Raw genomic sequence first — 18897 nt, 5'->3', positions numbered from 1 at the left:
TCCTCACAGTGAGAGTCCTCCGTCGACGGGGAGGACGACGCCGGTGATGTAGGAGGCCTCGTCCGAGGCCAGGAACGCGACCGCGGCCGCCATCTCCGAGGTCTCGGCGAAACGGCCCATCGGGATGGCCCTGGTGAGGGCGGCGAGCTTGTCCGGCGGGACCGAGGCGATCATCCGGGTCCGCGCGTTCGGCGAGATCGCGTTGACGGTGATGCCGAACCGCGCCAGTTCCTTGGCCGTGGTCTTGGTGAACCCGATGATCCCGGCCTTGGCCATCGCGTAGTTCGACTGCCCCGGGTTGCCGTGCAGGCCGGTGTACGAGGTCACGTTGATCACCCGGCCCGAACCCTGCCGCCGGAAGTGCGGCACCGCCGCCCGGGTGAACCGGAACGTGCCGCCCGCGTGCACCGCCATCACCGACTCATAGTCGCCGTCGCTGAGCTTCCACACCACGCCGTCGCGCAGAATGCCCGCGTTGTTGACCAGCACGTCGATCCGGCCGGTCTCGGCGACCACCCGGTCCACCACGGCGTCGACCTGGGCGCTGTCGGTGACGTCGGCGGCCAGCCCGACCGCCCCGATCTCGGCCGCGGTCGCCTCGACCACGTCCGCCTCCAGGTCGACCAGGTAGACGGTCGCCCCGGCCAGCCGGAAGTGCCGGCCGATCGCCTCGCCGACGCCGCGGGCGCCCCCGGTGACCAGGACCGTACGCCCGGCGAAGTCGAAGGTCAGGTTGCCCGTCACGCCGCCGCCCGCCGGGTCCGCGCCCGCAGGCGGTCCAGGGTGCGCCGTAACCCCGGTGAGTCGATCGCGACGACCACCGCGAGCAGCGCCGCGTAGAACAGCTGGGTCGAGTAGTCCGGCAGGTAGGCCAGGGTGACGATCTGGGCCAGCAGGGCCACCGCGAGCGCGCCGGCCAGCAGTCCGGCCGGCGTGCCGCGGCCACCGGCCAGCGACACCCCGCCGAGCAGAGCGGCCACCGCGGCGATCAGTAACGGCCGCAGTCCGGGGTCGGGGTTGGCCGAGGCGAAGCTGACGCTGAGCAGCGCGCCGCCGAGCGCCGCGAGCGTGCCCGACATGGTGAACAGCAGCACCAGGCGGCGTTCCACCGGCACCCCGGCGACCCGGCCGGCCCGCCGGTCGCCGCCGATCGCGCGCAGCTCCGCCCCGAGCCGGGTGAAGCCGAGCACCACGGCCGCGACCGCGAACGCGGCCAGCGTGATCAGGCTGCGCGGCGAGAAGACGCCGGCCACTGTCTGGTCGACCCAGAGCGTGGCGGCCTGGTTCTTGAAGGTCACGCTGAGCCCGCCGGACAGCGCGTACGCGAGCCCGAGCAGCGCGATGTACGCCGCCAGCGTCACGGGCACCGACGGGATCCGCAGCCACGCGATCAGGCCGCCCTGCAGGGCGCCGATCAGCGCGCCCGCGGCGACCGCGATCAGCAGGCCGAGCAGCGCCGATGACTGCCCGGTGAGCACGGTGATCATCCCGCCGACGGCGTAGGTGCCGACCACCGAGAGGTCGAACTCGCCGGCGATCATGGTCAGCCCGATGGCCAGCGCGAGCAGCCCGATCTGCGCGAAGCCCTGCAACGCGTTGTAGACGTCGAAGGACGCGAGCGGCACGCCGGTGCCCAGCGGCGTGAGCGCGAAGACGATCACGACCAGCAGCAGGGCCGCACCGGGCACGAGACGTTCCGGTCTCATCGACGCCTCCGGAGGTGGACCAGCACGACGACACCGAGCACGAGGACTCCCTTCACCAGGATCTGGATCCCGGTCGAGTAGCCGCGGAGGAGGAGCACGTCGGCGATGACGGCGATCAGCACCGCGCCGCCGAGCGTGCGGAGCGCCGACCCCTTGCCGCCGGCGATCGCGGTGCCGCCGAGCAGGACCGCGGCGATCGCGTCGAGGGTCAAGGGGCCGGCCAGATTGGTGGTGGCGCTGGTGTTGAAGGCGGCCAGGAAGACGCCGGTGAGCGCCAGGCACAGCCCGGAGAAGGCCCAGGCGACGGCGATCACCCGGCCCACCGGCAGGCCGGCCGCCCGGGCCGCGGCCCGGTTCTCGCCGACCAGGTACATCTGCCTCCCGGCCGTGGTCCGCCGCAGCATCCACTGGGCCAGCACGGCCAGCGCCAGCAGCACGTAGACCGCGAGCGGCAGCCCGAGCACGGTCGCGTTGAGCACCTGGTAGCCGCCGCCGGCCGCGGCCACCGGTGTCCCGCCGCTGAACCAGACCGAGCCGCCGCCGATCGCGAAGCCCGCGGCGATGGTCAGCACGATCGGGTTGGCCTCCCAGTAGCCGACCACCAGCCCCTGGACGACCGTGACCACGACCCCGGTGAGCAGCCCGAGCAGGGTGGCCACGAGCAGGCCGTGGCTCAGCGTCCAGAGGAAGACCATGGCGACGAGGGTGGCGGTCTGCGAGGCCGCCATCGAGACCGCCGACCCGGCGATCATCACCAGGGTCGCCCCGATCGCGGTGATGCCGACCAGCGCGGCCGAGGCCAGGATGGCCCGGGCGTTGGCCAGGGTGAGGAAGCGGTCGGTGCTGACGGCCAGCGGCAGGAGGATCAGGAGCAGGACGGCCAGGGCCACCGGACCTCGGCGTACCGTCATGCTTTCTCGCCCGTCATGTCCCGCATCAGCACGGTGCCGTCGGCGCCGCCCTGGTAGGTCTCGACCACCCGGCCGTCGCGCATGGTGAGGATGACGTCGCCGAGTTCCAGCAGTTCCTCCAGCTCGGTCGAGGCGAAGACGACGACCAGCCCGGCGTCGGCGGCGTCGCGGAGCAGCCGGTGGATCGCCGCCCGCCCGCCGATGTCGACGCCCCGGGTCGGCTCGTCCAGCAGCAGCGCGTGCACGTCGGGCCGGTCCAGCGCGCGGCCGACGAACACCTTCTGCTGGTTGCCGCCGCTGAGCGCGAGCACCGGTTCGGCCAGCCGGACCTCGTCCAGGCCGGCGCGGGCGGCGAGCGGCCGGGCGGCCGGGACGAGCGCCTTCCCGCCGAGGCGGTTCAGCCGGGTGCCGACCAGGTTCATCGCCACCGACTTGTCCAGGAAGAGGCCCTCGCCCTTGCGATCGTTCGACACGTACGCGATCCCGGCCCGCGCCGCGCCGACCGGGCTGCGGAACGGGACGGCGCGGTCGCGCAGGCTGACCCGGCCGGTCGCCCCCGGGTGCAGCCCCGCGAGGGCCCGCAGCACATCGGACGCGCCGCTGCCCAGCTGCCCGGCCAGCGCGTAGATCCGGCCCGCCCGCGCGGTCAGCGTGAAGTCCGTCAGGCGCCCCGGGACCCGCAGTCGCGAGATCCGCAGCGCGTGGGTGAGGTCGGGATCGGGCCGTCGATTCGCTGAGAGGCGATGAGGCGCCTCGCCGAGCATCTCCACGATCAGCCGGTCGACGGTCAGCTCGGCGGCCGGCCTGGTGGTGATCCGCCGCCCGTCGCGCAGCACCGTGACCGTGTCACACAGGTCCAGCACCTCGGCCAGCCGGTGCGACACGAACACGACGGCGCACCCACGGGCGGCGACCCGGCGTACGGCCGCATGGACCCGCCGGCTCTCCGCCTCGCTCAGCGTGGCGGTCGGCTCGTCCAGGATGACCACCCGCGCCCGCTGGCTTAGCGCCTTGGCGATCTCGATCAGCTGCCGCTCGCCCATGCTCAGCGTCGAGACGAGCTGATCCGGCCGCACGTGGTCGAGTCCCAGGTCGCCGAGCACCTCCCGGCACCGGGCCACCGCGGCCCGCCGCCGCTTGACCAGCGGCGCGTCGATGTCGCCGAGCATCAGGTTCTCCAGCACGGTCAGCGCCGGCACCACGCTCAGCTCCTGGTCGACCAGGGCCACGCCGAGGCGCTGGGCCGCCTGCCGGCTTCCCAGCAGCACCGGCTCGCCGGCCAGCAGGATCCGGCCGGCGTCCGGTGCCAGCTGCCCGGACAGCATCTTGACGACCGTGCTCTTGCCGGCGCCGTTGTGCCCGCAGACGGCGTGGATCTCGCCCGCCCCGACGGTGAAGGAGACCTCCCGCACCGCCGGGACGCCGGCGAAGCTCCGGGCCAGCGCGTCGATGACGACCAGCGGTTCGCTCATGCCTGGCTGCACTGCTCCTCGAACTGGGCGATGGTCTCCTTGGTGACCCGGTCCTCCTTGACCAGCTCGCTCTTGGGCGGGTTCTCGCCGTTGAGGAAGCGGGTGAGGTAGGAGGCGGTCTGCTTGGCGATGGTGATCGGGTCCTCGGTGGCGGTGCCGTACATCTCGCCGGCCTTGATCGCGGTGATGCCGGCCTTGAAGCAGTTGCCGCCGGTGACCACCAGGCCGTCCGTGCCGCCGACCTTGCACCCGGCCTGCTTGGCCGCCTGGACGATCGGCAGCGCCATGTAGTCGGCCATGCCGTACGCGGCCTGGATGCCGTCGCAGCCGTGCTTGGCGAACAGCTGCTGGGCGACCTTGCCGGAGGCCGTCGGGTCCCAGTTGGTGTCCTGGTCCTCGATCACCTGATATTGCGGCGCGGCCGCCATCGCCTTGCCGAAGCCCTCCATCCGGTCCTGGGTGACCAGCATCGCCTTGGTCCCGGAGAGCACGATGACCTTGCCCGAGTCGCGGCCCTGCGCCTTCAGGCCCTCGATGATGTTCTGGGCGGCGTACTCGCCGAGTTTGACGTTGTCCGAGAGCACCGACATCACGTCACCCTCGACCTGGGGGTCGGGCCGGCCGTCGACGATGAGTACGGGCACACCCGCCTGTTTCGCCTTCTGGATCGGCACGACGGTGGCCGTGGTGTCCCACAGCGCGGCCACGATGAGGGCGGGCTTCTGGGACACCGCCTGGTTGAAGTTCTGCACCTGGGTCCCGGCGTCCATGCTGGTCAGGTCGTTGATCTTGACGCCGGACGAGGCGAGCTCGGCCTTGAAGGTCTTGTTGTAGGCGGCGCCCCAGGGGCTGGCGTCGCCGTAGCCCACGAAGGCGATCGTCTTGCCCTGGGTGCCGGTCTCCTTGGTCGACGCCGCGGGTGAGCCCCCGCATCCCGCAGCGATCAGGGCCATGCCGAGCACGGCGGCTCGTAGTGATCGTGTCCGCACCATCGGCCTCTCCTTCGAGGTCAGACGTGGTTACTAAGCGCATAGTCACCTGGTAATCTGCGTGTGTCAACCGTCACATGAAAGTGACGGATCGGTAATGGGAGATTCAGGTCATGGCGAAGCGACGACAGGCCAGGTTCACCACCGACGACCTCGAAGGGCTCCCCGAACTGGACGACGAGTCCCCCGCGCTCTGGGACGAGTCACGCGGCGAGGTGCCCCGCAAACTGCTCACCTCGGCCGTGCGCTGCTTCGCCTCCAACGGCTTCCACGCCACGACCACCCGCGACATCTCCGGCGCGGTCGGCCTCAGCCCCGCCGCGCTCTACGTCCACTTCCCGTCGAAGGAGCACGTGCTCTTCGAGATCGTCCGGACGGCGCACGACCGGGCCCTGGCCTGCGCGACCGACCCGGCCGTGGCCGGCCTCGACGACCCGGTGGAGCATCTCCGGGCGCTGGTGGCGCGATACACCGAGTGGCACGCCCGCTACCACGTCGCCGCCCGGGTCAGCCAGTACGAGCTGGCCGGGCTCTCGGCCGAGCACTACGAGCAGATCCTGGAGACCCGGCACCGGACCAACGTCGTCTTCCGGACCGCGGTCGAGCGGGGCGTCACCTCGGGCGCGTTCGCCGACGTCGACGTCAAGCGGGTCGCCCGGGCCATCCTCTCGCTCGCCATCGACCTGGTCCGGTGGTACCGCCGGGACGGCGCCGACTCCCCCGAGCAGCTGGGCGAGTTCACCGCCCAGCTGGCGCTCACGATGACCGGGGCGCCGGTGGCGTCAGTCCACCAGGGCTGAATAGACCAGCTGCCGCAGCTCCTGGCCCAGGGGGTACGTGTTGGAGGGCATGAGCTGGGTGAAGAACGACGCGGTCAGCCGGTCGGCCGGGTCGACCCAGAACGCGGTGCTGGCCATGCCGCCCCAGTAGAACTCGCCCGCGTTGCCCGCCGTGTGGCCGGGCCTCTTGTCCTCGACGACGGCGAACCCGAGGCCGAAGCCGACCCCTTCCAGGGTGGTCTCGGCGAAGCCACCGGTGGACAGGGCCTCCAGGTCGCGGCCGCCGGGCAGGTGGTTGCGGGTCATCGTGCGCAGGGTGCGGCTGCCCAGCACCCGGTTGCCGTCCAGCTCGCCGCCGTTGAGCAGCATCTGGGTGAACCGGTGGTAGTCGTGCGCGGTGGAGATCAGGCCGTGCCCGCCGGCGTGCATGACGGGTGGGCGCAGGCCCGAGCCGGCCAGCAGGGGCGACGTCACCGCCTGGCCGGTGGCCGGATGAGGCACGTACAGCTGGGCCAGCCGCTCGGCGTCCGGCTCGTCGGCCCACCACCGGGTGTCGGTCATGCCCAGCGGCCCGAGGACCCGCTCCTGGAACACCTCGTCGAGCGGCTTCCCGGCCACCACCTCGACCAGCCGGCCGAGCACGTCGGTGGCCACCGAATAGCCCCACGCGCTGCCCGGCTGGAACAGCAGCGGGAACGTCGCGTACCGATCGACGGTCTCGGCCAGGTCGTACTTCCCCTCGTCGAGTCCGAAGCCGGCCTCCCGGTACAGCCGGTCGACCACCGAGGTCTCCATGAACCCGTAGGTCAGCCCGGCCGTGTGGGTCAGCAGGTGCCAGACCCGGATCGGCTCGGTCGCGGCCACCGTGAACGGCTTCAGCGCCGAGCCCTTGTCGTACACCCGCATGTCCTGGAACGCGGGCAGCCAGCGGCTGATCTCGTCGGTGAGCTGGAACCGGCCCTCCTCCCACAGGCTCATCGCGGCGACCGAGGTGATCGGCTTGGTCATCGAGTAGATCCGCCACAGCGTGTCGTCCTCGACCGGCGTGCCGGCCGCCACGTCGCGCAGGCCGTAGCGGCTCTGGTGGGCGATCTCGCCGTGGCGGGTCACGAGGATCTGCCAGCCGGGCAGCCGCCCGTCGTCGACGTACCGCTGGAAGTGCTTGTCGAGGGTCTGCAACCGGTTCGCGTCGAAGCCCAGGGTCATGCGGGAAGACTATCCGCGGCCCCGGCCTGTGACCCTTGACACTCCACGCTAGATCCATGAGGGTTGATGCCCCTAGCTCAGGAGGCGTTGTGGCCGCTCCCACCCGCTATCTGCCCGCTCATGAGATCCGTGACATGCCCGACGCGCCGCGGAACTACCGGCGGCTGATCGGCCCGGGCATCGTCACCGCCGGGGTGGGCCTGGCGTCCGGCGAGTTCGTGCTGTTCCCGTACATCGCCTCGCAGGTCGGTCTGGTCTTCGTCTGGGCCGCGCTGGTCGGGGTGGTGACGCAGTACTTCCTGAACATGGAGATCGAGCGGTACACCCTGGCCACCGGGGAGACCGCGCTCACCGGGTTCAGCCGGTACTGGCGGCACTGGGGCCTGGTGTTCGCGATCCTCACCTACTTCGCCAACCTGTGGCCGGGGTGGGCGACCAGCTCGGCCACGCTGACCACGTACATCTTCGGCGGCAACAAGACCGTGATCGCGGTCGGCATGCTGGTGGCCATCGGGCTGATCCTGACCCTGGCGCCGGTGGTCTACGTGGCCCTGGAACGCACCCAGATGGTCAAGGTCGCGGCGGTGATGACGTTCATCGTCGTCGCGGCGATCTTCGCGGTCGGCGCCAAGGCGTGGAGCGACGTGCCGCACATCGTGACGCAGCCGCGGATCCCGACCGAGCTCGGGTTCGCGCTGCTGCTCGGCGCGCTCGCCTTCGCCGGGGCCGGCGGCGGCCAGAACCTGGTGCAGTCCAACTGGATCAGGGACAAGGGCTTCGGCATGGGTACGTACGTCCCGCGCCTGGTCAGCCCGGTGACCGGTCAGCCCGAGGCGGCGCCCAGCACCGGGTACGCGTTCGAGCCGACGCCGGAGAACCTGACGCGCTGGCGGGGCTGGTGGAAGTTCGCCAACATCGAGCAGCTCACCACCTTCGTGCTCATCACGTTCGTGACGATCCTGTTCACCTCGCTGCTGGCGTACGCCACCGTCTTCGGCCGCGACGGCCTGGAGAACGGCATCGGCTTCCTGCAGATCGAGGGTCAGGTCCTGGCCGAGCGGGTCGGCTCGTGGTTCCAGTACCTGTTCTGGTTCATCGGCGCGTTCTCGCTCTTCGCCGCCGCGCTGGGCATCGTCGACTACACCAGCCGGCTGGCCGCCGACGTGATCAAGACCTCGTACGCCCGCGAGGCCAACGAGTCCAAGGTGTACGCCGGCCTGGTCTGGGGCCTGGTCGCGATCGGCATCGTGGTGCTGCTCGCCGGGGTCAGCCAGCCCATCGTCCTGCTCGTCACCTCGGCGGTGGTCGGCGGCTTCATGATGTTCATCTACTCGGCCCTGCTGATCCTGATCAACCGCCGGACCCTGCCCGAGCCGATCCGCGTCCGCGGTTTCCGGCTGGGCGCCCTGATCTGGTCGTTCCTGCTGTTCGGGGTGCTGTCGGCGCTGACCTTCCAGGACCGCATCGGCGCCCTCTTCGATTGACGCACCACAATGGATTGCCCCCGTTCCCGGCGGCCGTATAGCGTCCCGGGAAGCATCACCAACGGGGAGGACAATTGAAGACTCAGTGGAGCGGCCGCCTGCGAACGGCGGCCGCGGCGATCGCGGTCGCCGTGCCTCTGGTCGTGGCCGGCGCGACCGGCCCGGCCCAGGCGGCGGACACCTGGCAGTGCTCGGGCAACGCCTGGGGCTTCGCGGTCAACACCGCGGGCAAGAACAACCGGTACCCCTTCACCGCGCCGGGGACGACCAGCGCCGCCCACGGCACGCCGGTCGACCTCGGCGGCGGCTGGAACACCTACCAGCGCGTGCTGGGCGGGCCCGACTCCAAGATCTACGGCATCAACGCCAACGGGCTGTTCCGCTACCGCAACGTCGGCGCCGGCTGGGAACAGGTCGACGGCGTCATCAACTGGAAGATCAGCTCGGACTTCACGCTCTACGGCGGAACGGCGTGGAAGGACAAGATCACCGTCGACGAGATCGGCGACTTCTACGCCGTCGACCAGAGCGGCCGGCTGCGCCAGTGGCGCTTCGACGAGGCCGGCCGGACCTGGACCATCAACGGCCGGGTGATCAGCACCGGCTGGGACCGGTACAACCTGATCTTCGCGTCCGGCCCCGGCGTGATCTACGGCCGCACCCCCGACGGCAAGCTCTACCGCAGCCGGTTCGAGCCGGCCAGTCAGCGCTGGCTGACCGAGCACTTCGAGGTCGGCGCCAGCTCGTGGGGCCAGTACAAGACGATCTTCGGGGTCGGCGGCGACACCTTCTACGCCTCCCGCACGTCCACCGGTGAGCTGGTGACCTACCGCTACCGCGAGGACAACAACACCTGGGTGGTGTCGAACCGGAAGGTCGGCGACTCCGGCTGGGCCGCCTTCACCAACCTGACCGGCCTCACCAACTCGTGCAAGCTCACCGACCGGCACGAGCCGGCCCGCCCGGCCACGCCGTACCAGCCCGGCAGTCCGATCGTCGCCATCCAGGAGCAGGCCGACGGGACCTCGCTCGGCGCGCTCGACTACGTGTACGCCGACGACATCGGCCGGCTGCGGCACGGCTACCAGGCCAACCCCAACGTCTTCACGTCGGTCCAGTGGTCGGCCCTGCCCAACGACGCCGGGTTCACCGGCCGCCCGGCGCTGTCGATCAACCCGCAGGGCAAGGTCCGCATGCTGGTGCACAGCACCTCCAGCGACGCCTGGTCGTTCACCCGGCAGGCCTCGCCGAGCACCTCGTGGGACGCCGGCACGAGCCTCGGCGGCGCGCTGAGGTCGCGGCCCACCGTGGTCCGGCTGAGCGACACCAACCCGGTCGCGTTCGGCCTCGACGCCGACGGTGGGCTCTGGTCCCGCCGGTACAGCGGCACCGAGGGTGACGTCGACCTGTTCCCGTGGCGCAAGGTGAACGGCGCCGGCCTGACCGGCGAGCTGACCGCCATCCCCGGCGCCGACCGCAAGGTCACCCTGTTCGCGCTGGACGCGGATGGCACCCCGGTGACCGCCACCTACCTCGACGGGACCGTCTCGGCCTGGACCGAGCTGGGCGGCAGCGGCTTCACCGCCACCCCGGCCGCGGTGAAGCTGCCCGGCCAGATCCTGCGGGTCTTCGCCCGGTCCGCCGACGGTCAGATCCTGACCCAGCAGCAGAGCGCGAGCGGCGGCGCCTTCCCCGGCTCGTGGAGCGCGGTGGGCGACTTCACCAGCGGCGGTCCCCCGGTCGCGGTGCTCGACTCGCAGACCAGCCGGCTGGTCGTGGTCGCGCGGGGCGCCGACAACGAGGTCTACCGGGTCTTCGAGACCGCAGCGGGCTCCGGCGCCTGGGGTGACTGGCTGCGGCTGTCCCCCGACTTCCCCGACCCGACCGTGACCGACCCGACCATCACCCCGTTCGCCGACGGCAACGGCGACTCGTACCTCATCGCCTTCCGCAACCAGAACGACGCCGCCCGCGTCTACACCCGCCAGAGCGGGTCCGGCCTGGCCGCCGGCAAGACCGCGACGCCGTCGTTCACCGCGCACACCCTGCCCGCGCCGCCCAGGTAACTCCACCGAGCACACCGAACGCCGCCCGGACACCCGTCCGGGCGGCGTTCTTCGCACTTCCGCCTCAGTCCGGTGTCAGTGCCACGTCAGATGTCGTTCGTAGCGTCGCGGCATGACCTGCATCGATCAGCTGCACGCCACACATGCGAACAGCGTCCTCCGCCACCTGCTCCGGCTCACCAACGGTGACCGGCCGACGGCCGAGGACATGCTGCAGGAGACGATGCTGCGGGCCTGGCGGAACGTCGAGAAGCTGCCGGCGCACGAGGAGGAGCAGCGGCGCTGGCTGCTGACCGTGGCCCGGCGGATCGTGATCGACTCGGCCCGCGCCCGCAACGTGCGGCCGGCCGAGCTGCCGATCTTCGACCTCGACCGGATCACGCGGGTGGAGGACACCACCGACGCGGCGCTGGCCGGGGCGGCGATCGTGGCCGCCTGGCGCCGGCTCAGCGCGGCCCACCGCGAGGTGCTGACCCTGCTCCACCTGCGGGGACGCTCGGTCGACGAGGTCGCCGAGGAACTGAGCCTGCCGATCGGCACGGTGCGGTCCCGCTCGCACTACGCCTTGCGCGCTCCGCGAGGGCATGGCGGTGGTGGACTGAAGCGCCTGCGCGCTCCGGCCCCGGATCAGCTCGGCGGTGGCCGGGTCGAACTGGTCGTAGATCGCGGCCGACCGGCGCCACGCCTCGTACGCCTCCTGCCGGGCGCCGTGCCGCAGGTGGGCCTGGCCGAGGTGGTCGAGGATGATCGCCTCGGTGTTGCGGGCCGGCGAGTCGCGGAACAGCTCGATCGCGTTCCGGTAGCAGGCGATCGCCTCCTCGACCTCGCCCAGGTGGAAGTGGGTGTAGCCCAGGCTGTCCCAGGCCGCCCCCTCGCCGTGCTTGTCGTCCAGGTCCTGGAAGATGCGCAGCGCCTGCCGGCAGGGGTTGAGCGCCCGGCGCGGCTCCCCCATCTCGGTCAGGATGTTGCCGACCGCGTTCAGCCCCATCGCCTGCCCGACCATGTCATCGATCCGGCGGTACGCCTCCAGGGCCCGCTCGCTGTAGCTCAGCGCCTCGGCCCAGTGGCCCTGCCGCTCGGCCAGGAAACCGATGTAGTTGAGGCTGCTCGCCACCCCGTTGCCGTCGCCCTGACTGGTGAAGAGCCGCAAGGACAGTTCCAGATGGGTACGCGCGGCTTCGTCGCGCCGCAGCTTGTTGAACGCCCGGCCCAGGCTGCGATGGGCGTGGGCCTGGGCCACCGGGTCGGCCAGCTCGCCCGCCGCCGCCACCGCCATCCGGGCGAACGCGGCCGCCTCGTCGAAGTGGCCCAGCCGGTCGAGGAAGAACTCAAGGCTCCAGACCAGCTGCCAGGTGTGCCGGTGATGGCCGGTCGCGGCGGCCAGCCGGAGCAGCTCGCGCAGCACCGGCTGTTCCCGGTCGAACCAGGCCAGCGCCTGCTCGCGGTCGCCGATCGCCTCGGGTGTCACGCCGGGCCCGGGCTCGGGCAGCGCGACCGGGATCAGCGTGGTGGTGTAGCGCTCGGCGGCGACGCGGGCGGTGTGCAGGTAGTGGTCGAGGACCCGCAGGCGGGCCGCGGCCCGGTCGGCCGGCGGGTCGGCCGCCTCGGCCAGCTCGCCCGCGTACGACCGCAGCAGGTCGTGCAGCACGTAACGGCCGGGCACCCGCTCGATGAGCAGGCTGGCGTTGGTCAGCTCGTCGACCAGCGCCCGGGCGTCCCGCCGGCCGGCCGCGATCGCCGGCAGCCCGATGTCGGGTGGCGGGTGCAGGGTCAGGAGGCGGAACAGCCGGGCCGCGTCCGGTGTCAGGGCGGCGTACGACCACGAGAAGACGTCGGTCCCTCCGACGGCGTCCAACGGGCCGGCGCCGGTCCGGAGCTCGGCCGCGAGGTCGGCCAGGCGGAAGGACGGGTTCATGGCCGCGCGCGCCGCCATCACGGCCAGCGCCAGGGGCAGCCGGCCGCACCGCTCGACCAGGTCCTTGACCGCCTCCGGCTCGGCCGCAACCCGGGCGTCGCCGAGCCGCCGGGACAGGATCTGCCGGGCCTCCCCCTCGGACACCTCGCCGAGCGGGACCGGGACCGCGCCGTGCGTGGTGACCAGGGCCGGCAGCCGGTGGCGGCTGGTGATCAGGACCAGGCTGCCGCCGGCGCCGGGCAGCAGCGGCCGGATCTGGCCGGCCTCCCGGGCATTGTCCAGCAGGATCAGCATGCGCCGCCGGGCCAGGTGGCTGCGGTAGAGCGCGGCCCGGGCGTCGAGCCGCACCGGGATGCGGTCGGGTGGCACGCCCAGCGCCTCGAGGAACGTGGCCAGCACCTCGCCCGGCGCGACCGGCTCGCCGGGCCCGAACCCGCGCAGGTCGGCGTAGAGCTGACCGTCCGGGTAGCGCCCGGCCAGCCGGTGGGCCAGGTGCACGGCCAGCGTGGTCTTGCCGATGCCGCCCATGCCCACGATCGCCGCCACCCGGCCGCCGTCGTCGCCGAACGCCAGCAGCCGGGCCAGCTCGTCGGCCCGGCCGGCGAACGCGGCCAGGTCGCTGGGCAGCTGGGCCGGGGTGGCCTCGGGCGGGGCGGCCGGGACGACCGGCCGGGTGAGCGCCTCGCCCAGCTCGGGCCCCGGGTCGACACCCAGCTCGTCCCGCAGCCGCCGGACCACCTCGCCGCGGACCGGCACCGCCTCGGCCTGCTGGCCGGCGCTCACCAGGGCCTGGATGAGCAGGGCCTGGAGCGGCTCGTCGAAAGGGTGCCGTTCGGCGGTGGTCCGCAGCTCGAGCAGGATCCGCTCGGCCCGGCCGGACCGCAGGGCGGCGGTCGCGTACTCCTTGACCACGGTCAGGCGCTCGCGGTCGAGCGACGTGAAGGCCGGATGGGACTGGGTCTCCAGCGGCAGGGCGGCCGCGACCGAGCCGCGCCACAGGGCCAGCGCCTCGGCGAACAGGGCCACGGCCGGCTCGGGCGCGGCCATCCGGGCCTCGTCGGCCAGCCGCCGGAACCGCAGCAGGTCGAGCGAGTCGGCGCTGACGTCCATCCGGTAGCCGCTGCCGTCGCCGAACAGCCACCGCCCGGTCTCGCGGCGCCCCAGTTCCGGTTCCAGCAGCCGCCGCAGCACCCCGACGTGCCGCTGGACGATGTTGACCGCCGTCGGCGGCTCGTCCTCACCCCAGAGCACGTCCACGATCTCGGTCAGCGGCACGGTGGCGCCGGCCTGCGCCAGCAGCAGCGTCAGGAGCACGCTGGGCTGGCCCGCGGCCACCCGCAGCTCGGCGTCGTCGCGCCAGACACGGACCGGCCCGAGCACACCGAACGCGACTCCACTCATCACGGGAAAGATATACGCGCAGGTAGGAGCCTGGTTCGGTGTGAGCCCGATATCTGACAATCAATCTTCCAGATATCTGAGGACGGCCAGGACGCGGCGGCTGTAGCCCGGCTCGGCGGTCAGGCGGAGCTTGTCGAAGATGGCGTTGACGTGCTTCTCGACGGCGCTCTGGGAGACGTGGAGCTCGGCGCCGATGCGGGCGTTGGTCAGTCCCTGGGCCATCCGGTCGAGCACGTCGCGTTCGCGGGTGGTGAGGGTGGCCAGGGGGTCGGTGTGCGAGGTACGGGCGAGCAGCTGGCGTACCACCTCGGGGTCGAAGGCGGCGCCGCGTCTCCAGCGCGGCCGCCAGCCCGCCCGCGTCCAGCGCCGCCGGGAACACCCGCCAGGACACCTCGCGCAGCTCGGCCAGCGCGTCCGCCGCCTCCTCGTGGGCCTGGCGGAGCAGCTCCGGGATCCGGTCGGGCTGGGCCCGCCGCGCCCGGCCGAGCAGCATCCCGAGCGCGACCAGCCGCTGCTGCACGCCGTCGTGCAGGTCGCGTTCGATCCGGCGGCGCTCGGCGTCGACCGCGACCACGACCTCGGCCCGGGCGGTGGACAGCTCGGCGATCCGCCGCTCGTAGGCGACCCGGTCGCTCGGCGTCAGGAACCGCGCGGCCAGGGCCCGGTCCATCCGGCCGACGGTCAGCAGGCCCTGGAGCCCCAGGAAGGCCAGGACCGCCGCCGCCGAGAGGATCCAGACCACGTTCAGCGGCGACGGCTCGATGCCGTCCACCGTCCGCCCGGTGAACCAGCCGGCGACCAGCAGGACGGTGGCGACCGCACCCCACGTGTAGAGCAGTGTGAGCAGGCCGCCGAGCAGGCCCACCGGCAGCCGCAGGGCGAGGTAGGCGGCCGCCCGGCCCGGTTCGGCGTCGCCCTCGATCAGGCCGCCGCCGAGCATCCGGGTGACCCGCTCGCGGTCGAAGGTGGCCAGGGACCGTGCTCCGGCGCGTACCCATCGACGCCCGGGCGGCACCGCCCACAGCAACCCCGCGCCGAGGAAGAAGGCCAGCCCGACCAGGGCGGTGGCCGCGCCGGCCAGCACCCCGAGGATCTCCCGCGCCCATCTCACCGGACCAGTGTCCCGATCCGGCGCACCACGAACCAGGCCACCGCGGCCAGGACCACCACGATCACCACCTTCTGGAGTACGCCGGCATAGCGCTCGACCAGCTCCCAGTTCTCCCCGAGCAGGTAGCCGGCCAGCACGAACACGGTGTTCCAGAGGGCGCTGCCGGCCGTGGTGTAGAGCAGGAACCGGCGCATCGGCATGCGCTCGACCCCGGCCGGCAGCGAGATCACGCTCCGGAAGATCGGGACCATCCGGCCCAGGAACACCGCCTTGCCTCCGTGCCGGGCGAACCAGGCCTCGGTGCGGTCGATGTCGCCCAGGCTGATCAGCGGAAGGCGGGCGGCGACCGCGCGGACCCGATCGCGGCCGAACCCGGCGCCCAGCCCGTAGAGGACCAGCGCGCCGGCCACCGAGCCCAGGGTGGTCCAGAAGAGCGCGCCGGCCAGGCTCAGCTCGCCCCGGCTGGCGGCGAACCCGGCCAGCGGCAGGATCACCTCGCTGGGCAGCGGCGGGAAGAGATTCTCGAGCGCGATGGCCAGGCCGGCGCCGGGCCCGCCGAGCGTGTTCATCAGGTTGACCGCCCAGTCGGCGATGGTGTCGTTCATGCCGGAAACGCTAGAAATCCCGGGCGCCGCGGCCCATGGGGCAGAGCACCCGATCGCCTGTGGAAACCCACAGGTCCGCGGTTGCGGGGGTCCGCGAACAGGACGATGGTGAGGGCAGGAGATCAGCGTCGATCGATCCTGGAGCGCGCCATGAAAGCACTCGCGGCCGCGGTTGTCATCGGCACCATCGTCGGGCTGGCCGGTGTTGCCCCGGCATCCGCGTCACCGTCGCTCTCGGAAACCGGGCGGCTGGGTGAACGGCGGTTCGTGGTCACCGGCGACCGGATGTACGAGATGGGCGCGGCCGACGGGACCTACCCCGGCACCGGGTGGCACATCCGGGGCGAGATGGGCGGGTTCTGGTCGCCGCCGATCAAGCTGCTCGACGGCCTCTGGTTCGGGGTGAACGGCACCTGGTTGCGCGCGAGCCGGTTCACCACCCACCCCGGGTACACGTCGATGACCTTGAACGGGCCGGGTGGCCTGGCCGTCGAGCGCGTCGACGTGGTGCCGGACGGCCGGCGCGCGGCGCTGATCGGGCTGCGGTTCCCGGCCGGCGCCGGCCCGTCGCGGCTCACCGTCGAGGCGCATTCCGAGCTGCTGACGGCGTACCCCTGGAGCTTCACCACCCCGTCCGCCGACGCGGTCAACCGGCCCGACTCGGGCGCATTCGACGGCCGGAACCTGGTCTTCCGGGACCGCTCCTACGCGGCGCTGGTGGGCAGCACCCACGCGCCCCTCGGTCACGCGCTCGGCGCCGGCATGCGCGGGCCACAGGGGGCGGTGATCTGCGGCGACCCGGCGCCGGCGGCGTGCGACGACGGGCCGTCGGGCCGGGGTACGGGCGGACGGCTGTCCTATGCGGTCGCCGCCGGGAGCACGGTGTGGTTCGCGGTGGCCGGGTCCGATCAGGGTCTCGCCGCCGCGCGCGGCGAGCTGGCCGGCGCGCTCCGCGATCCGGCGGCGGCGCTGGCCACCAAGGTGGCGGCCCGGCGTGCCGTGGCCGCGCGCAGCCGTGTCGATCTGCCCGGCGACCGGCTGCTCCAGCAGAGCGTGGAGTGGTCCAAGCAGAACCTCGCCGACTCGGTGCAGGAGTCTCGTGACCTGCGGTTGTTCGCCAGCGACGAGGGCACGTCACTGCCACCTCCGGCGGGCCGTCTCGATCGCGCCCGCTGGATCGGCGCCGGCTGGCCGGACTATCCGTGGATCTTCGCCACCGACGGCGAGTACACGGCGTTCGCGGCGGTGGCGGCCGGCCAGTTCGAGGCGGTCAAGGACCATCTGCGTACGCTCCGCGACATCAGCGAGGTGGTGAACCACCGTTCCGGCAAGGTCGTGCACGAGGTCACGCCCGACGGTCAGGTCTACTACGGCGCCAACGACGACCCGGGCAACACCGACGAGACCGTGAAGCTGCCCAGCGCGGTCGCCCTGGTCTGGCGCTGGACCGGCGACGACCGGTTCCGCGACGAGATGTACGACTTCACGGTCCGGGGCATGCGGTACGCGCTGGCGCTGGACGCCGACCGCGACGGCTGGCCCGAGGGCAGCGGCAACGTCGAACGCGAGGGCATGGGCCCGGAGAAGCTCGACGTGGCCGTCTACACCATCCGCGGCCTGCTCGACCTGGCCACCCTGGCCGCGTCCCGGTCCGACCGGGCGACCGCGGCGTGGGCGTCCTCGCAGGCGGCGGCCCGGCTCCGCCGGTTCGAGTCGTCCTGGTGGTACGGCGGTGACGCCCGCTCGTACGCGGACTCCCGGTCGGCCGGCGACGCCAAGCTGTACCAACGGTTCTGGATCGGCGCCGTCCCGATGGAGTCCGGGCTGCCGCTCGCCCCCGCGCACGCGGCTGCCGCCCTGTCGCAGCGCGAGCGCGACTGCTTCACCGGCGACTTCGGCCTCTTCCACACCGGCGCCCCCGGCTGCGACAGCGTGGAATCCGCCGTCCCGCCCGAGCGCAGCGTCTTCTCCCTGGGCAACGCCGTCATGGCCGTCGCCGAGGGCAACCACGGCCGGCTCGCCCCGCAGCGCCGCTACACCACCGCGAACGCCCGCAGCCAGCTCGACCCGGCGGTGTGGGAGATGCCCGGCGCGATGCCGGAGATCCTCCCGTCGCCCGACTTCGGCTCGAACCTGGAGAAGGACTTCCTCAGCCGCTCCAGCGTCCTGCAGGCGTGGGGCGCCTACGGCGTCCTGTGGCCGGTCATCCACCAGCACCTGGGCGTCGCCCCCGACCTGGGCCACGGCCGCCTCACCGTGGTCCCCGTGTTCGCCTCCATGGCCGGCGCCGACATCGCGGTCGGCCCCGGCCACGTCGACGTCCGGTCGACCGCCCGCGCCCACCACGTCAGCGTCACGGTCAACGCCGCGGTGCGGGCCCGCCTGACCCTGGGCGTGGTCCTCCCGCCCGGCGCGACGGTCACCTCGGCCCGCCTCGACGGCCACCGCGTTCCCACCCGCCCGGTCACCACGCCCCGAGGCACCGAACTGCACGTCGAGGCCGGCGCCGGCGGCCGGCATGTGCTCGCCGTCGACCTGCGCTGACCCTTTGCTCAGGGCGAAGGGGCTTGCGCGCACGGACCCGGAAGGGCTCGGGCCATCTCCGATGGGCCCCAGCCCGTAGCCCGCGGGAGCATACGGTCTGCACCCCGACGGACGCGGGAAGATCAAGCCCTTGAACTTGATCTTGCCGTCGAGGCGGTTTCCGGGGCGGCGGGCCGGGGCGGGCGGACGGCCAGGTAGAGGAAGGGGAGGCAGAGGAGCAGGTCGGCCAGGTGGACGATCAGGGTCTCGCGGGTGATGCGGCTCAGGGGGAAGGCCAGACCGCCCAGGATGAGGAGCACGCCGATCGCGGCCGGGGCGGTGCGGAGGCGGATCAGCATGATGCCCAGGGCGACCATCATCATCGGGAACAGCGGGCCGCACAGCCAGAACAGGGTGTTCGCGGCGAGCGGGAAGTCGGTCAGGCGGTCGACCGTGGCGGCGTGGGTGACGCCGAACATCTCCTCGTGGATGGACTGCACCGAGAAGGCCACACCGCCCGCGGCGCCGAGGACGGTCAGGGGAACGGCCGCGGCCACGAACCGGGGGGAACGCGGGCGCAGGCCGTCGTAGAGAGACAGCAGGCCGATCAGCCACAGGGCGATGCCCAGGCCGGACAACGCGCCGCTGGTGGCGCCCTGACGACCGTCCTGCCAGAAGAAGGTGGCGGCGAGATTGAGCACGGGGCCGAGAATCAGGAAAATCATGGTG

At 72.4% G+C, this 18897-nt stretch carries 12 protein-coding genes and 4 pseudogenes; 5 read left to right on the top strand and 11 right to left on the bottom strand.

What is annotated here, in order from left to right:
* Positions 1–3 precede the first annotated feature (3 nt).
* Genes AB0M54_RS06460 through AB0M54_RS06440 form a run of 5 tightly spaced genes read right to left on the bottom strand, consistent with a single transcriptional unit; the run spans position 4 to position 5081 of the window.
* On the bottom strand, positions 4–744 hold the full coding sequence (locus AB0M54_RS06460; protein WP_364320222.1) for an SDR family NAD(P)-dependent oxidoreductase: 741 nt from the start codon (positions 742–744) through the stop codon (positions 4–6).
* A complete protein-coding gene (locus AB0M54_RS06455; RefSeq protein ID WP_364320220.1) occupies positions 741–1706 on the bottom strand; it encodes an ABC transporter permease in 966 nt (321 codons plus the stop codon). The genes AB0M54_RS06460 and AB0M54_RS06455 overlap by 4 nt, the downstream gene beginning before the upstream one ends.
* On the bottom strand, positions 1703–2617 hold the full coding sequence (locus AB0M54_RS06450) for an ABC transporter permease (protein WP_364320218.1): 915 nt from the start codon (positions 2615–2617) through the stop codon (positions 1703–1705). Before AB0M54_RS06450 ends, AB0M54_RS06455 begins: the two co-directional genes overlap by 4 nt.
* The gene (locus AB0M54_RS06445; protein WP_364469500.1) at positions 2614–4089 is read right to left on the bottom strand and encodes a sugar ABC transporter ATP-binding protein; all 1476 of its coding nucleotides are present in this window, start codon (positions 4087–4089) and stop codon (positions 2614–2616) included. The genes AB0M54_RS06450 and AB0M54_RS06445 overlap by 4 nt, the downstream gene beginning before the upstream one ends.
* Entirely contained in the window at positions 4086–5081 is a 996-nt protein-coding gene (locus AB0M54_RS06440) for a sugar ABC transporter substrate-binding protein (protein WP_364320214.1), read from the bottom strand. The genes AB0M54_RS06445 and AB0M54_RS06440 overlap by 4 nt, the downstream gene beginning before the upstream one ends.
* A 110-nt stretch (positions 5082–5191) precedes the next feature.
* On the opposite strand from AB0M54_RS06440, the gene AB0M54_RS06435 reads away from it, so the two are divergent.
* On the top strand, positions 5192–5878 hold the full coding sequence (locus AB0M54_RS06435; RefSeq protein WP_364469498.1) for a TetR/AcrR family transcriptional regulator: 687 nt from the start codon (positions 5192–5194) through the stop codon (positions 5876–5878).
* Here AB0M54_RS06435 and AB0M54_RS06430 read toward each other — a convergent pair.
* The gene (locus tag AB0M54_RS06430; RefSeq protein ID WP_364469496.1) at positions 5861–7063 is read right to left on the bottom strand and encodes a serine hydrolase domain-containing protein; all 1203 of its coding nucleotides are present in this window, start codon (positions 7061–7063) and stop codon (positions 5861–5863) included. The two genes, AB0M54_RS06435 and AB0M54_RS06430, sit on opposite strands and share 18 nt — an antisense overlap.
* Before the next feature lie 89 nt (positions 7064–7152).
* On the opposite strand from AB0M54_RS06430, the gene AB0M54_RS06425 reads away from it, so the two are divergent.
* The 3 genes and pseudogenes from AB0M54_RS06425 to AB0M54_RS06415 all read left to right on the top strand — a co-directional run.
* On the top strand, positions 7153–8547 hold the full coding sequence (locus AB0M54_RS06425) for an Nramp family divalent metal transporter (RefSeq protein ID WP_364320209.1): 1395 nt from the start codon (positions 7153–7155) through the stop codon (positions 8545–8547).
* A 74-nt stretch (positions 8548–8621) separates the two neighbouring features.
* Entirely contained in the window at positions 8622–10613 is a 1992-nt protein-coding gene (locus tag AB0M54_RS06420; RefSeq protein ID WP_364469494.1) for a tachylectin-related carbohydrate-binding protein, read from the top strand.
* Positions 10614–10725: 112 nt separating this feature from the next.
* A pseudogene (locus AB0M54_RS06415) lies at positions 10726–11124 on the top strand (sigma-70 family RNA polymerase sigma factor); the annotation flags it as partial.
* A gap of 156 nt (positions 11125–11280) precedes the next feature.
* On the opposite strand, the pseudogene AB0M54_RS06410 reads toward AB0M54_RS06415, so the two are convergent.
* The 4 genes and pseudogenes from AB0M54_RS06410 to AB0M54_RS06395 form a co-directional block, all read right to left on the bottom strand.
* Positions 11281–13638: pseudogene (locus tag AB0M54_RS06410) on the bottom strand (BTAD domain-containing putative transcriptional regulator); the annotation flags it as partial.
* Positions 13639–13989: 351 nt separating this feature from the next.
* Entirely contained in the window at positions 13990–14235 is a 246-nt protein-coding gene (locus tag AB0M54_RS06405) for a LuxR C-terminal-related transcriptional regulator (RefSeq protein WP_364469492.1), read from the bottom strand.
* Positions 14236–14356: 121 nt separating this feature from the next.
* Positions 14357–14599, bottom strand: a pseudogene (locus tag AB0M54_RS06400) (histidine kinase); the annotation flags it as partial.
* Between the two features lie 455 nt (positions 14600–15054).
* A pseudogene (locus tag AB0M54_RS06395) lies at positions 15055–15645 on the bottom strand (DedA family protein); the annotation flags it as partial.
* A gap of 150 nt (positions 15646–15795) precedes the next feature.
* On the opposite strand from AB0M54_RS06395, the gene AB0M54_RS06390 reads away from it, so the two are divergent.
* Entirely contained in the window at positions 15796–18189 is a 2394-nt protein-coding gene (locus AB0M54_RS06390) for a hypothetical protein (protein WP_364469490.1), read from the top strand.
* Between the two features lie 122 nt (positions 18190–18311).
* On the opposite strand, the gene AB0M54_RS06385 is transcribed toward AB0M54_RS06390, so the two are convergent.
* Entirely contained in the window at positions 18312–18893 is a 582-nt protein-coding gene (locus AB0M54_RS06385; RefSeq protein ID WP_364320201.1) for a hypothetical protein, read from the bottom strand.
* Positions 18894–18897 lie beyond the last annotated feature (4 nt).

Origin of the sequence: Actinoplanes sp. NPDC051470 (genome assembly GCF_040682035.1) — a bacterium.
GTDB lineage: Bacteria > Actinomycetota > Actinomycetes > Mycobacteriales > Micromonosporaceae > Actinoplanes.
This window is presented reverse-complemented; position numbering and strand designations above follow the sequence as displayed.